This window comes from Pseudomonas sp. Pmew2, from assembly GCF_058129885.1.
In genome coordinates this window covers 2028553-2043354 of sequence record NZ_CM176702.1, presented here as the reverse complement: position 1 = coordinate 2043354, position 14802 = coordinate 2028553, and the positions used below count along the sequence as shown (strand labels likewise).

Annotated in this window: 11 protein-coding genes; 3 read left to right on the top strand and 8 right to left on the bottom strand. The window is 58.9% G+C overall.

Annotated elements, in window-relative coordinates:
- Nucleotides 1-3: 3 nt before the first annotated feature.
- Genes AC4ANK_RS09455 through AC4ANK_RS09445 form a run of 3 tightly spaced genes read right to left on the bottom strand, consistent with a single transcriptional unit; the run spans nucleotide 4 to nucleotide 3072 of the window.
- Nucleotides 4-870 carry a carbohydrate ABC transporter permease gene (locus tag AC4ANK_RS09455; RefSeq protein WP_002552729.1) on the bottom strand — a complete coding sequence of 289 codons (867 nt, stop codon included), beginning with the start codon at nucleotides 868-870 and terminating at the stop codon, nucleotides 4-6.
- Complete coding sequence (locus AC4ANK_RS09450; RefSeq protein WP_002552728.1) at nucleotides 863-1978, bottom strand: ABC transporter ATP-binding protein; 1116 nt, start codon at nucleotides 1976-1978, stop codon at nucleotides 863-865. Before AC4ANK_RS09450 ends, AC4ANK_RS09455 begins: the two co-directional genes overlap by 8 nt.
- Complete coding sequence (locus AC4ANK_RS09445) at nucleotides 1978-3072, bottom strand: ABC transporter ATP-binding protein (protein ID WP_002552727.1); 1095 nt, start codon at nucleotides 3070-3072, stop codon at nucleotides 1978-1980. The genes AC4ANK_RS09450 and AC4ANK_RS09445 overlap by 1 nt, the downstream gene beginning before the upstream one ends.
- A 299-nt stretch (nucleotides 3073-3371) precedes the next feature.
- On the opposite strand from AC4ANK_RS09445, the gene AC4ANK_RS09440 reads away from it, so the two are divergent.
- A complete protein-coding gene (locus AC4ANK_RS09440) occupies nucleotides 3372-5225 on the top strand; it encodes a sigma-54-dependent Fis family transcriptional regulator (protein ID WP_002552726.1) in 1854 nt (617 codons plus the stop codon).
- A 164-nt stretch (nucleotides 5226-5389) separates the two neighbouring features.
- Here AC4ANK_RS09440 and cysS read toward each other — a convergent pair whose 3' ends face one another.
- Together cysS and AC4ANK_RS09430 are read right to left on the bottom strand one after the other, a co-directional pair.
- Nucleotides 5390-6772 (bottom strand): cysteine--tRNA ligase, encoded by a 1383-nt coding sequence (cysS, locus tag AC4ANK_RS09435; RefSeq protein WP_002552725.1) that lies wholly within the window; start codon nucleotides 6770-6772, stop codon nucleotides 5390-5392.
- Nucleotides 6773-6791: 19 nt separating this feature from the next.
- Nucleotides 6792-8486 (bottom strand): glutamine--tRNA ligase/YqeY domain fusion protein, encoded by a 1695-nt coding sequence (locus AC4ANK_RS09430; protein ID WP_002552724.1) that lies wholly within the window; start codon nucleotides 8484-8486, stop codon nucleotides 6792-6794.
- 207 nt (nucleotides 8487-8693) lie between these two features.
- On the opposite strand from AC4ANK_RS09430, the gene AC4ANK_RS09425 reads away from it, so the two are divergent.
- Both AC4ANK_RS09425 and lpxH read left to right on the top strand, forming a co-directional pair.
- Entirely contained in the window at nucleotides 8694-9197 is a 504-nt protein-coding gene (locus AC4ANK_RS09425) for a peptidylprolyl isomerase (RefSeq protein WP_002552723.1), read from the top strand.
- Nucleotides 9194-9940: a UDP-2,3-diacylglucosamine diphosphatase gene (gene lpxH / locus AC4ANK_RS09420; RefSeq protein WP_002552722.1), complete on the top strand. Its 747-nt coding sequence runs from the start codon at nucleotides 9194-9196 to the stop codon at nucleotides 9938-9940. Before AC4ANK_RS09425 ends, lpxH begins: the two co-directional genes overlap by 4 nt.
- Before the next feature lie 260 nt (nucleotides 9941-10200).
- Here lpxH and AC4ANK_RS09415 read toward each other — a convergent pair whose 3' ends face one another.
- The 3 genes from AC4ANK_RS09415 to AC4ANK_RS09405 form a co-directional block, all read right to left on the bottom strand.
- Entirely contained in the window at nucleotides 10201-11538 is a 1338-nt protein-coding gene (locus tag AC4ANK_RS09415; RefSeq protein ID WP_005733175.1) for an MFS transporter, read from the bottom strand.
- A gap of 148 nt (nucleotides 11539-11686) precedes the next feature.
- The gene (locus tag AC4ANK_RS09410; protein ID WP_002552720.1) at nucleotides 11687-12631 is read right to left on the bottom strand and encodes a 1-aminocyclopropane-1-carboxylate deaminase/D-cysteine desulfhydrase; all 945 of its coding nucleotides are present in this window, start codon (nucleotides 12629-12631) and stop codon (nucleotides 11687-11689) included.
- 25 nt (nucleotides 12632-12656) lie between these two features.
- Complete coding sequence (locus AC4ANK_RS09405) at nucleotides 12657-14696, bottom strand: NADPH-dependent 2,4-dienoyl-CoA reductase (RefSeq protein ID WP_002552719.1); 2040 nt, start codon at nucleotides 14694-14696, stop codon at nucleotides 12657-12659.
- Nucleotides 14697-14802: the final 106 nt, after the last annotated feature.

The following is a 14802-nucleotide window of genomic DNA, read 5'->3' as shown; positions in this document are numbered from 1 at the left end:
CCCTCAATTCTTTTCGCTGTGAGTCATGGCGGTGTAGAACACCCATGACACCAACAGAATGATCAGGAAGTACACCAGCGAGAACGCCGCCGCAGGCCCCAGGTCGAACTGCCCGAGCGCCATGGTGGTCAGGGTCTGACTGAGGAAGGTGGTGGAGTTGCCAGGACCGCCACCGGTGAGCACGAACGGCTCGGTGTAGATCATGAAGCTGTCCATGAAGCGCAGCATTACCGCGATCAGCAGCACGCTTTTCATCTTCGGCAGCTGGATGTGCCGAAAGATGGCCCAGCCGGAGGCACGATCAATCCGCGCCGCCTGATAGTAGACATCCGGAATGGCTCGCAGCCCTGAATAGCACAGCAAAGCCACCAGCGAAGTCCAGTGCCAGACGTCGATGACCAGCACTGTCACCCAGGCATCCGAAGCATTGGCGGCGTAGTTGTAGTTGATGCCCAGCACGTTGTTCAACGTGTAACCCAGCAAGCCGATATCGCCACGGCCGAAGATCTGCCAGATGGTACCGACCACGTTCCACGGAATCAGCAACGGAATGGTCATCACAATCAGGCACAGCGAAGACCAGCGGCCTTTGGTGGGCATGGTCAGGGCAATCGCGATACCCAGCGGGATCTCGATCAGCAGTACACAACCCGAGTAAATGAACTGGCGCAGCAGCGAATCGTGCAGACGTGGGTCCTGCAAGACCTGACGGAACCAGTCAGTACCAACAAAATAGCGGCTGGACTGGTCGAAGATGTCCTGCACCGAGTAGTTGACCACAGTCATCATCGGGATAATCGCGCTGAATGCCACCAGCAGAAACACCGGCATCACCAGCCACCAGGCTTTGTTGTTCTGCACCTTACGCATGGGACACCTCACTGGCCGGGCCGGCTTCAAGCAGGTAATCGTCGGCATAGAGCATCAGCCATTGCCCTGGAAAGCTGATCCAGGCCTGGCCATGCGGCACCGGTTTGTCTTCCTGCAAACGAACCTTGAGCAGTTGCCCGGCCAGTTTCAGGGTAATGATCTTGTAGGTACCGAGGTCTTCCACATAGGTCACGTCGGCGCACATCGCATCGTCGTAAGGCCCGTCCCAGACATGCACGAACTCTGGACGAATACCCACTTTCAGACTTTTCCACGGTGTATTGGCAAGCTTTTGCTGCAACGACTCAGGCAGCGGCAGATGAATGTCGGCAAAACCGACACCGCCCGGTCGAGGCGTAACGTCAATCAGGTTCATGCCAGGGCTGCCAATGAAATAGCCGACAAAGGTGTGCGAAGGCTTTTCAAACAACTCCCGCGGCGTGCCGAACTGCACAATCTGTCCGCCATACATCACGGCGATCTTGTCGGCGAAAGTCGACGCCTCCAGTTGATCGTGGGTGACGTAAACCATAGTGATATTGAATTGCTCGTGGATCTGCTTGAGCTTGCGGCGCAGTTTCCATTTCAGGTGCGGGTCGATCACGGTCAGCGGTTCGTCGAAGAGGATCGCCGACACGTCATCGCGCACCAACCCGCGACCCATGGAGACTTTCTGCTTTTCGTCCGCGCTGAGGTTGCGCGCTTTCTTTTTCAGCAGCGGCTGCAGGTCCAGGACATCGGCAATTTCATTGACCTTGATGAGAATCCGCGCCTCGTCCAGGCCCTGATTGCGCAACGGAAAGGCCAGGTTATCGAACACCGTCATGGTGTCGTAGATCACTGGAAACTGGAAAACCTGAGCGATGTTGCGACGCTCCGGGGGCAGCTCATTGACTACTTTCGAGTCGAACAGCACTTGGCCCTGCGACGGACTGAGCAGACCGGAAATGATGTTGAGCAGGGTTGACTTGCCACACCCGGAAGGCCCGAGCAGCGCGTAAGCACCGCCCTGCTCCCAGATGTGGCTCATCTCGCGAATTGCATAATCGTCAGGACCAGGCTTGGCGCTGTAACTGTGCGCCAGGTTCTGCAAGCGGATCTCGGCCATCAGGCAACCCTCGCCATGCGCAGGCCCGGCGCCTGAATCAGGCCGCCCTGCTGATCGAATACAAATAATTTGTGAGTCGGGATGTACACCCGAATCGATGCGTCAACGTCGTAGGCATGCACGCCCGGCAGGTGCAAAACCAGTGAAAACAGCTCGTTGCGCACATGCAGAAAGGTTTCCGAGCCGCTGATTTCTGCCAGCTCGACGGTGACCGCCAGCTCCAGATCATCATCGTTGGAAGGCACAAGGCTCAAATGGCTGGGGCGCACACCAAAGCGGTACTCACCATCCCCGACGGCCCGCAGGTCGACGTTGAGCGGGAAATGCACAAAGTTGGCGAAGCTGACCTCATTACCGTCTATTCGACCCGGCATCAGGTTGATCGGCGGTTCAGAGAACAGCTCGGCCGCCAGTACCGTGCTCGGGCGGTGATAGACCTCAGGAGTCTTGCCGCTCTGCACCACCCGCCCTTCATGCAGAATGGTGGTGGTACCACCCAGCGCCAGCGCTTCATTGGGCTCGGTAGTGGCATAGATTGCGATGGTATGGCGGGCTGCAAACAGCTCGCGCATTTCCTGACGCAGCTCTTCACGCAGCTTGTAATCAAGGTTGACCAACGGCTCGTCGAACAGGATCAACTCGGCGTCCTTGACCAGCGCCCTGGCCATAGCGGTGCGCTGCTGCTGCCCACCGGACAACTCGAGGGGGTGGCGTTGCAGGAATTTTTCGATGCGCAGCATCTTCGCCGTTTCCTGCACACGGCTGTGGATAACATCCTTGGACAGACCGGCCTGACGCAGCGGCGAGGCAATGTTTTCAAACACCGTCATGCTTGGGTAATTGATGAACTGCTGATAAACCATCGAGACGTTGCGCAGACGAACCGGTCGATTTGTAACATCGACCCCGTTCATCAGCACCCGCCCGCTGTCAGGCTTGTCCAGCCCGGCCATCAGGCGCATCAGGCTGGTTTTGCCGGACAGGGTTCGCCCCAGCAGAACGTTGAAAGATCCTGGCTCAAAGCTCAGGGAAGCGTCGTCGATCCAGACCTGACCATCGACCGCGCGACTGACGTGCTCCAGCGTGAGAGACATGGCGTGCCCTTTGTTGTTTTTTTCTTATGGGTGAATGCGTGACTGTTTGCAGATAGCGACATTCGTGCCAGCTCGGCCAGACTGCTTGAGAGCCCCGAAACAGAGCCTTCCCCCGTATTCAGGGGGCGAAAGCGCTTTCACAGCTGAACAATAATGAACAGTAAACACTGAACACTTGAACAAAATGAACATTGACTTTGAACAAAACTGAACGACACTGGACGGACGTTGCGGGCAAGGATGGTCACGCCGACGGGACCTAAAAACAAAAACAACACGTCATATTCGCAGGCATCCTAATGTCTCAATCCAGCGCTTCGCTCGTTCACGACATCATCATTCAGGATTCATGGAGGCGCTGCCGGGATTTCGGTCTCAGCCATCAGACGCGCCCTTCATTCGGCCAACTGCCGGGCGCTGAGGTTTCCAGGCTGCTGGAGCGCCATCACGGGCTGGTGCAGACCACCCATCAGGAAGTCCTGCCGGTTTATGAAAACATTCTGAGCAACTCCAATTGCCTGATTCTGCTGGCCGACCCTCAAGGCCAGTTGCTCAAATCCTGGGGCGCGCAACGCTTCGTCGAGTCTTCTCAGGCACAGGGCTTCATGGCTGGCGCCAGCTGGAGCGAACGGGGCACCGGCACCAATGCCATCGGCACAGCACTGGCCTGTGAGCAGGCCATTCACATTGAACCGGACGAGCACTTCCTCAAGGCGAATCGCTTCATGACCGGTTCAGCTTCACCGATCTTCGATGCCGATCGGCGGATCATTGCCGTGCTGGATGTATCCAGTGACAGTTTCCTGCCCCCCTCGCATACCCTGGGTATGGTCAAGATGATGAGCCAGTCGGTGGAAAACCGACTGATCCTCGATCAGTTCCGCGACTCCCACTATCAGTTGATATTCAATACGGGCCTGAACAATCTCGACAGCCAATGGGCAGGCCTGCTGATTTTTGACGAAAGCGGCCAGATCCTTTGCGCCAATCGACGCGCTGACAATTTGTTGGGGACGACGCCGTCCGGTGCCAGTATTGAAACGTTGTTCAGATGCCCGATCCTGCAACTGCTCAGCGAGACAGAAGCGCGGCCGTTTGCGCTGCACGCGTTTGGCAACAATCGCTTTCAATGTCTGCTCAAGCGTCCGACCCGCAAGCCGCTGAAGCTGCACAGCGTCCAACCGGCTCAGGCACCTGTCGCGCCGCGGAGCCTGGATCTGGAGGCGATCAGCCTGGGTGATGCAAAAATCGAGAAAGCAGTGAATCAGGCGCAGCGGCTGCTGGAAAAAGACATCCCGCTGCTGATCCACGGGGAAACCGGGGTCGGCAAGGAAGTGTTTGTCAAAGCCCTGCATCAAGCCAGTACCCGCGCCACTCAGCCGCTGATCGCTGTCAACTGCGCGGCTATCCCGGCCGAACTGGTCGAGGCCGAGCTATTTGGCTATGAAAGGGGGGCGTTCACCGGTGCCAGTCAAAAAGGCAGCATTGGCCTGATTCGCAAAGCCAACAAAGGCACGCTGTTTCTGGATGAAGTCGGTGACATGCCCCTGCCGGTACAGGCGCGATTGCTGCGTGGGCTTCAAGAGCGCTGCGTTCAGCCGTTGGGCAGCAGTGAATTATATCCGGTAGACATACGCCTGATTTCAGCCACCAATCGCAGCCTGCGCGATCAGGTTCAGACGGGGCACTTTCGCCAGGACCTTTATTATCGAATCAGTGGGCTCAACATCGAGTTGCCGCCGTTGCGCGAGCGCACCGACAAACATGCACTCATCCAGCGTATCTGGGAGCGGCATCGCGACGCTCATCAACGGGCAGGGTTTTCCAGAGAGGTTCTCGAGCTATTCGAACATCACCCGTGGCCGGGCAACATTCGTCAGCTCAACAGCGTGATTCAGGTGGCGCTTGCTTTGGCAGATGAACAGCCGATCAGTACCGAGCACCTGCCGGAGGATTTTCTGCTGGATATGGGCATGGATGAGGACTGCCGAGAGCCGGTGAAAACTCAGGAATCCACTGTGCGCCTTCACACGACAGAAGACCTGAGCCAACTGTTTCAAGCGGCAGGCGGAAATATTTCACAGCTGGCAAAACGTCTGGGGGTAAGCCGCAACACGCTGTACAAGCGGTTGCGGGAACAGCGGATTGTCTAGTTTTTGGCTTTCGGCAGACCGCACATCGAGGATCGGACGCGGAGCGTCCAGAACAGCATGCCCACGCTGAGCGTGGGCACGATAGTCTTCCGGGTCATTTCGTTCCCATGCTCCGCGTGGGAATGCACGTCGTGACGCTCCGCGTCACTAGCCGCCTTATTTGATCAGTCCGCCAGACGCCAGGTCGTGCCGCCCTTGCCGTCTTCCAGCAGTACACCCATGGCGGTGATCTGGTCGCGAATCCGGTCGGATTCGGCCCAGTCCTTCGCCGCGCGTGCAGCCAGACGTGCCTGAATCAGCGCTTCCACTTGCGCCGCATCGACCCGCCCTTCCGCGCCTGCACGCAAAAAGTCGTCGGCTTCGAGCTGCAGAACACCCAGCACACTGGCCAACTGCTTCAAGCGCGCCGCCAGACCCGCCGCTGCGGTGACATCGGATTCACGCAGGCGGTTGATCTCACGGACCATTTCGAACAGTACCGCACACGCTTCCGGCGTGCCGAAGTCATCATTCATCGCCGTGCTGAAACGCTCGACGAACGCTTCCCCACCCGCAGGCTCGGCAACCGGCAACCCCTTGAGCGCGTGATAGAAGCGTTCCAGCGCCGCCTTCGACTCACGCAGGCTGTCTTCGGAGTAGTTGATCGCGCTGCGGTAGTGGCTGGATACCAGCAGGTAACGCACCACTTCCGGATGGTATTTCTCCAGCACGTCGCGGATGGTGAAGAAGTTGTTCAAGGACTTGGACATCTTCTCGCCATTGATGCGAATCATCCCGCAGTGCAACCAGGCATTGGCGTAGGTCTTGCCGGTGGCCGCTTCGCTTTGGGCAATTTCGTTTTCATGGTGCGGAAACTCCAGATCGCTGCCGCCACCATGAATATCGAAGGTGTCACCCAGGCAGCAGGTCGACATCACCGAGCATTCGATATGCCAGCCCGGACGCCCTGCGCCCCATGGCGACTCCCAGCTCGGCTCGCCAGGCTTGACGCCTTTCCAGAGCACGAAGTCCAGTGGGTCTTCCTTGGACTCATCCACTTCGATCCGCGCGCCGATGCGCAGGTCTTCGATCTTCTTGCGTGACAGCTTGCCGTAACCCTGAAACTTGCCGACCCGGTAATACACATCGCCGTTACCCGGCGCGTAGGCATAGCCCTTGTCGATCAGGGTCTGGATCATGGCGTGCATGCCGGGGATATGATCGGTGGCACGCGGCTCCATGTCCGGCTTGAGGATATTGAGGCGCGCCTCGTCCTCGTGCATGGCGTCGATCATGCGCGCAGTCAGCGCGTCGAACGACTCACCGTTGTCACGCGCACGATTGATGATCTTGTCGTCAATGTCGGTGATGTTGCGCACATAAGTCAGCTCGTAACCGCTGAAGCGCAACCAGCGAGCCACCAGATCGAACGCCACCATGCTGCGCCCATGGCCCAGATGGCAGTAGTCGTACACGGTCATCCCGCAGACGTACATGCGCACCTTGTTGCCATCCAGCGGTTTGAATACTTCTTTGCTCTTGGTGAGCGTGTTGTAAATAGAAAGCACTATCTGCCCCTCGGACATCTCAGGTCCAGGAATCCCGCAACGTGACCGTGCGGTTGAAGACTGGTTGACCAGGTTTCGAGTCCTTGATGTCCGCGCAAAAATAACCTTCGCGTTCGAACTGGAAACGGTCTTCCGGTTGCGCGTGTCCCAATGATGGTTCAGCACGACAACCGGTCAGCACTTGCAGGGAATCAGGGTTGATATTGTCCAGAAAGCTCGCGCCGTCTTCGGCTTTTTCCGGGTTGGCGGAGCGGAACAGGCGGTCATACAGACGCACTTCGCATTCAACGCTCTCGGCCGCTGGCACCCAGTGCACAACGCCCTTGACCTTGCGGCCTTCAGGGTTCTTGCCCAGGGTGTCCGGATCGTAGGAGCAACGCAGCTCGACGATATTACCCTCTGCGTCCTTGATCGCTTCGTCGGCGCGAATCACATAGCTGCCTCGCAAACGTACTTCACCATTGGGTTCAAGACGTTTGTAGCCTTTTGGTGGCTCTTCCATGTAATCGTCGCGATCGATGTAGATCTCCCGCGAAAACGGCAGCTCGCGCATGCCCAGGTCTTCTTTCGGATGGCGCGGCAGTTCCAGCTTCTCGACCTGGCCTTCCGGGTAGTTGGTGATGACCACTTTCAGGGGGCGCAGCACACACATGGCGCGCGGCGCGCTGTGGTCCAGGTCGTCGCGAATGCTGAATTCGAGCATACCGAAATCGACCACCCCGTCAGAGCGGTTGGTGCCGATCATTTCGCAGAAATTGCGAATCGATTTCGGCGTGTAGCCACGACGACGAAAACCGGACAGCGTCGACATGCGCGGGTCATCCCAGCCACTGACGTGTTTCTCGTCAACCAGTTGCTTGAGCTTGCGCTTGCTGGTGATGGTGTAGTTCAGGTTCAGCCGCGAGAACTCATACTGACGCGGTTTGCACGGCACCGGCAGGTTGTCGAGGAACCAGTCGTACAGCGGACGATGGCTTTCGAACTCCAGGGTGCAGATCGAGTGGGTGATGCCTTCAAGGGCATCCGACTGACCGTGGGTGAAGTCATAGATCGGGTAGATGCACCACTTGTCGCCGGTCTGATGGTGATGCGCATGACGAATGCGGTAGATGATCGGGTCACGCAGGTTCATGTTCGGCGAGGCCATGTCGATTTTGGCACGCAGTACACGGGCGCCATCTTCGAATTCACCAGCCTTCATACGCGCGAACAGGTCGAGGTTGTCCTCGACGCTGCGCTCACGGAACGGACTGTTCTTGCCCGGCTCGGTCAGGGTGCCGCGGTATTCGCGGGCCTGCTCGGGGGTCAGATCGTCAACGTAAGCCTTGCCTGCCTTGATCAGCTCGACCGCCCAGTCGTGCAACTGGTCGAAATACTGCGAAGCGTAGCGCACTTCGCCCGCCCACTCGAAGCCCAGCCACTTGACGTCGCTCATGATGGCGTCGATGTATTCCTGGTCTTCCTTGGCCGGGTTGGTGTCATCGAAACGCAGGTGCGTATCGCCACCGAACTCCTTGGCCAGACCGAAGTTCACGCAGATCGACTTGGCGTGACCGATGTGCAGGTAACCGTTGGGCTCTGGCGGAAAGCGCGTGATGATTTTACTGTGCTTGCCCGAGTCCAGGTCTGCCTGCACGATTGGACGCAGGAAATTGGTCGGTACGGCTGGGCCTGCCTTGGAATGGGCAGCGGGTTCTGGAGTGGGCTTGCTCATAGGATCCTTGGACATACGTGCGCGGCCAGGGTAGGCCGACTAAATCAAAGCGCTTATCATAGCCGAAGCTGTCAAGTCCCTGACAACAGAGTGCACATTTGAGGGCATAAAAGCTGCAAAAACGCTGAAAAATGTAACCTCGTCCGTAAACTGCGCGTCAGGGTCATAATGTGCCCATTCATGCATGACTATAGAGCGACTTTCCACATGTCCAAAGTAAAGCTGACCACCAACCACGGCGACATCGTTCTGCAACTGAACGCAGAAAAGGCGCCACTGACTGTAGCCAACTTCATCGAATACGTTAACGCTGGCCACTACGAAAACACGGTTTTCCACCGTGTAATCGGTAACTTCATGGTTCAGGGCGGCGGTTTCGAGCCTGGCATGAAAGAAAAGAAAGACAAGCGCCCAAGCATCCAGAACGAAGCCGACAACGGTCTGCCGAACAAGAAGTACAGCGTCGCCATGGCCCGCACCATGGAGCCGCATTCGGCCTCTGCGCATTTCTTCATCAACGTGGCTGACAACGCCTTCCTGAACCACAGCGCCAAGACCGTTCAGGGCTGGGGTTACGCTGTATTCGGTGAAGTGATCGAAGGCACTGATGTCGTCGACAAGATCAAGGGCGTTGCGACTACCAGCAAAGCCGGTCATCAGGACGTGCCTGCAGAAGACGTGATCATCGAGAAAGCCGAGATCGTTGAGTGATACTGCTGATCTCCGATCTGCACCTTGAACAGGAGCGCCCGGACATTACCCGGGCGTTTCTGGATCTGCTCGCGGGCCGCGCCCGCGAAGCCGAGGCGCTGTATATCCTCGGGGATTTCTTTGAAGTCTGGATCGGTGACGACGCCATGTCACCGTTTCAGCTTTCAATCTGCAAGGCCCTGCGCGTATTGAGTGACAGCGGCACACGAATTTTTCTGATGCACGGCAACCGCGACTTCATGATCGGCAAGGGTTTCTGCAAGGCAGCGGGTTGCACCCTGTTGAGCGATCCGAGCGTCGTGCAGTTGAACGGTGAGCGCGTGCTGTTGATGCATGGCGATAGCCTGTGCACCCGCGATGAAGGTTACATCCGGATGCGCCGTTATCTGCGCCATCCGCTGACGCTTTTCATTCTGCGCCATTTGCCGCTGGGCACCCGGCACAAGCTGGCGCGCAAGTTACGCAATGAAAGCCGTGCGCAAACCCGTATGAAGGCCAATGATATTGTCGATGTGACGCCAGACGAGGTGCCGCGGATCATGCAGCAGTTCGACGTGCGTACTCTGGTCCACGGCCACACTCATCGCCCCGCGATTCATAAGTTGCAGATTGGCGATCAGGCAGCCAGGCGCATTGTGCTGGGCGACTGGGATCGTCAGGGCTGGGTGTTGCAGGTGGATGAGCAGGGTTTCAGTCTGAACTCATTCGACTTTGTGCCCGAGACGACTGCGCTGTTGAATTGATGGCGCGGGAACGCGGCTGAGAGCACAGCGGTTCTGCGATGTCAGGTGGATTGGGGTTCGACTCAGGTCACCTTTTTCACCCCTCGGCGAGTTACTTTGAGGGGCCATAGCAACCAAAGCCCCTCGCTCCTGTTTCCGGCCCGACTTCGTCGGATTCGTTCGCCGTGTCACTAAGGTCGCACTCTGCGTCGCCAGTGCCATCGCGGTTGAAACGCACTGCGTTGGCAGTTGCTATTTATATGGCATGCCGATCGTGACGCTCAGGCGATCGACCCCATCACCGGCTCTTCGCCTGCAACGGGCACATCATGCAACGAGATTTTCGAGGTTTCCGGCAGGGCTAGGCCGCCAGCCATCGCCAATACGGCTACGGCGATGAGGTAGAACGCTGGCGACAGGTTGCTGCCCGTGACACCGATCAGCCAGGTCGCCACCAGCGGCGCGGTGCCCCCGAACAGGGTGTAGGCCATGTTGTAGGTGATTGCCGAGGCGGTATAGCGGGTGCGGGTCGGGAAGGTTTCCGACAACAGCGCTGCTGTCACTACACCGCACAGCACTGCGCCCACAGCAAGCAGCATGACCCCGACGATCGAGGCAATGAACGAGCCGGAGCTGGCCATCAGGAATGACGGAAACACCACGACCATCAACAGAGTACAGGCCGTTGCCATGGTGACCCGACGGCCTACCCGATCCGAATAGGCACCGGCCAGCGGACAGAGAGCAGCGGCGAAGGCCAGTGCGATCAACGAAACCAGCAGCGCCGTCGCCCTGCTCAACCCGCCGGCCACTTGCAGGTAGGTCGCAAAGTAAGTGGTGAACATATAGAACGACAGCGCCGTCAACGACACGAACGCTCCCAGACAACACATGGCCGCTGCATGATGGCGCAAGGTGTCCTTTAGTGGCGAGTGAGCCACGGCGTGCTCTTGCGTGACAGCCTGAAAGGCCGGGGTTTCGTCGAGCTTCCAGCGCAAGTACAAGCCGACCAGCCCCAAGGGCGCTGCAATCAGAAACGGCAGGCGCCAGCCCCAACTGCCCATGGCTTCGGTCGACAGTGACGACTCCAGCGCGTAAGCCACCACTGCTGCGGCAGCGAAGGCGGAAAACGTCGACACCGGCACGAAGCTGCCGTACCAGGCCCGCTGCGTGCGCGGAGCGTGCTCCATGAGGTAGGCGCAGGCCCCGGCATACTCCCCTCCGGCCGAGAAACCCTGCGCACAGCGAATCACGGTCAGCAGAATCGGCGCCATCACGCCAATCGCCGCATACGTCGGCAACAGACCGATCAGTGTGGTCGCGCCTGCCATCAACAGGATGGTCATCGCCAGGGTCTTCTTGCGCCCGATGCGGTCACCCAGCATGCCAAAGAAAATCCCGCCCAATGGCCGGAATGCGAAGGCCACGGCAAACACGGCGAAGGTTTTCAACAACGCGGCGCTGCTGTCACCGCTGGGGAAAAATTGCAGCGCGATGGTGGTTGCCAGAAAGCCGTACACGGCGAAATCGAACCATTCGACGAAGTTGCCGATGGCCGCCGCGACGATGACCTTTTTCAGCGTGGCAGGATCGACTTGCTCTACGGCGGTAGTTGTCATGGCTGACCTCAGCGTATTGATCTGGAATGGACCAATTATCGAGACAGCGACCCGGATGCCTCACTCCAGAAGTGTCATCCACGTAGTCATGGCCGACGTCTCGCCACCGATCTGCGCAGAATTCATGCCAAAGGCTCTGCCACAAGGCTTACAGGCCCATCGCGCGCCGCCCCTGCAGGCCACCGGTATGGACGAGGACCAGACGGCTGCCTGACTTGAACCGACCGGCCAGCACCTCATCGTGCAGGGCCAGCAAAGCCTTGCCGGTGTACAAGGGCTCCAGAGGTACGCCGCTATGCGCCTCGCTGCTGGCGATGAAGTCGAGCAGCGCGGCATCGGTTCTGGCGAAACCGCCCCGGCTGGCCTCCAGCAGGACACAGGCAGCGGGCAGGTTCGGCGAGGCGTTCACCTGCGACCCTGCGGCTTCTTTCAACACAGCCACGATGTTTTGAGCAACGCCATGATCGTCCGGCACCGCCATCGCGCCATATACCGGATGGGCGCCGGCCTCGGCCAACAGCAAACCGGCAAGCGTTGTGCCTGTGCCGACTGCCAGCCACCAGCCGTGATAATCGTCCCAGCCAAGGTGCCCGAGCTGGCTATCGACCATCTCCCGCAACCTTGCGCAGCCCAGCGCACCGGCAAGCCCGCCACCGCCTTCGGCAATCGGATACAGCTCAGGATATTGCGCCTGCCAGGGCAGCCAGAAATCCGCAGCATGTCGTGCTCGATAACCCGCATAACCCAGCCAATGCAATTGCATGCCAAAAGCTTGCAGGTCCAGTACCGTCGGCGTCTGCTGGGCGTGACCACGCAACAGGCCCACCGTCGGGAAACCGAAGCGCCTGCCCGCTGCTGCCAGAGCATGGAGATGATTGGAGTGTGCGCCGCCCAGGCTGATCAATCCCTCTGCACCCGCCTCGACAGCCTGGGTCAGGTGTTCGCTGAGCTTGAACCATTTGTTGCCGCTGATGAGCGAGTCAATAAGGTCCAGGCGCAGGATCGCCACCTCGACCCCGGCATCTTGCAGCCAGGGCAGGTTCAAGCGTTGCAGCGCAGCAGTGGGCTGCCAGTCAAGGGCGTCAACGATCATCCGCGCAGTTTACAGACAAGCTCAATCAGAGCGCAGCGGCCAGACGCGAACCTTGATCGATAGCGCGTTTGGCATCCAGCTCGGCGGCAACGTCTGCACCGCCGATCAGATGGACGCTTTGCCCGGCGCTGACCAGATCGTCATACAGCTCGCGCAGCGGGTCCTGCCCGGCGCAAATCACAATGTTATCTACCGCCAGCAGCTTTTCCTCGCCGTCTTCACCAATGCGAATATGCAACCCGGCATCGTCGATTTTCAGGTACTGGACACTGTTTAACATCTGCACCTGCTTGTTTTTCAGCCCGGTGCGGTGAATCCAGCCGGTGGTCTTGCCCAGGCCGTCGCCCACCTTGGAGCTCTTGCGTTGCAGCAGGTACACCTGGCGTGCCGGGGCGTGCACATCAGGTTTGATCCCGGCCACGCCGCCGCGCGCTTCAAGCGTGGTATCGATGCCCCACTCTTTCCAGAACGCCTCACGATCCAGGCTGGTGGCCACGCCCTGATGCACGAGAAATTCCGACACATCGAAACCGATACCGCCTGCGCCGATCACTGCCACGCTGCGCCCGACCGGCTTGCGCTGCAAAATGACATCCAGATAGCTGAGCACTTTTTGGTTATCGATACCTGGGATGGCAGGAGTGCGCGGTGCGATGCCGGTTGCCAGAATCACCTCGTCAAAGCCGGCCCCCAGCAAGTCTTCGGCTTTTATGCGAGTGCCGAGGCGCAACTGCACGCCGGTTTCTTCCACTTTGTTGCGGAAGTAACGCAGCGTCTCGGAGAACTCTTCCTTGCCCGGCACGCGCTTGGCGATATTGAACTGGCCGCCGATTTCGCTGGCCGAATCGAACAACGTCACCTCATGTCCGCGCTGTGCAGCAACGGTTGCAGCAGCCAGACCGGCAGGACCGGCACCCACCACGGCAATTTTCTTCACCTGCCGGGTGGGCAGGTAGTTGAGTTCAGTCTCGTGACAGGCGCGCGGATTGACAAGGCAACTGGTGAGCTTGCCGCCGAAGGTGTGGTCAAGGCAGGCCTGATTACAGCCGATGCAGGTGTTGATCCGTTCGGCGTGCCCCGCCGCAGCCTTGTTGACGAATTCCGGGTCGGCCAGAAAAGGACGAGCCATCGAGACCATGTCGGCGTCGCCTTCGCTGAGGATGCGCTCGGCAACTTCCGGGGTATTGATGCGGTTGGTAGTGATAAGCGGCACCTTCACCGAACCTCGCAGTTTGGCAGTGACCTTGCTGAACGCTGCACGCGGCACCTTGGTGGCGATGGTCGGAATACGTGCCTCGTGCCAACCGATCCCGGTGTTGATCAGCGTCGCACCCGCCTGTTCGACCGCCTTGGCCAGCTGGACGATCTCTTCCCAGGTGCTACCACCCTCCACAAGGTCCAGCATCGACAGTCGAAAGATAATGATGAAATCCGCACCGACCGCCTCACGCACCCGCGTAACGATCTCGACCGCCAGGCGCATGCGGTTTTCATAGCTGCCGCCCCAGCGATCGGTGCGGTGGTTGGTATGTGCGGCGAGGAATTGATTGATGAAATAGCCTTCCGAACCCATGATTTCGACACCGTCATACCCGGCACTGCGGGCCAGCGTGGAACAGGTCACGAAATCAGCGATCTGCTTTTCGATGCCCTCTTCGTCCAGCTCACGCGGCGTGAACGGATTGATCGGTGCCTGGATAGCACTCGGCGCAACCTGCTTGCGGCTATAAGCGTAGCGACCGGCATGCAGGATCTGCAGGCAGATCTTGCCGCCAGCCTCGTGGACGGCACGGGTAACGATGCGATGCTGCTCCGCCTCTTCGGCATTGGTGAGTTTTGCCGCACCGTCGTAGACGCCACCCTCTTCGTTGGGCGCGATCCCGCCGGTCACCATCAACCCGACCCCGCCGCGTGCCCGCTCGGCAAAATAAGCCGCCATGCGCTCGAAACCACCCGGCCGCTCTTCAAGACCAGTGTGCATCGAGCCCATCAAGGTCCGGTTGCGCAAGGTTGTGAAGCCCAGGTCCAGCGGGGCCAGCAGGTGCGGGTAATGAGCAGCAGTCATGGCGAAGCTCCATCGAGTCAATCACGGGAAAACAAGGACCTCTGCGGGTCCTCTCATGGGCAACAGTAAAGACGCATCCAGCCCCACACTCAATGACCGAAAGTGA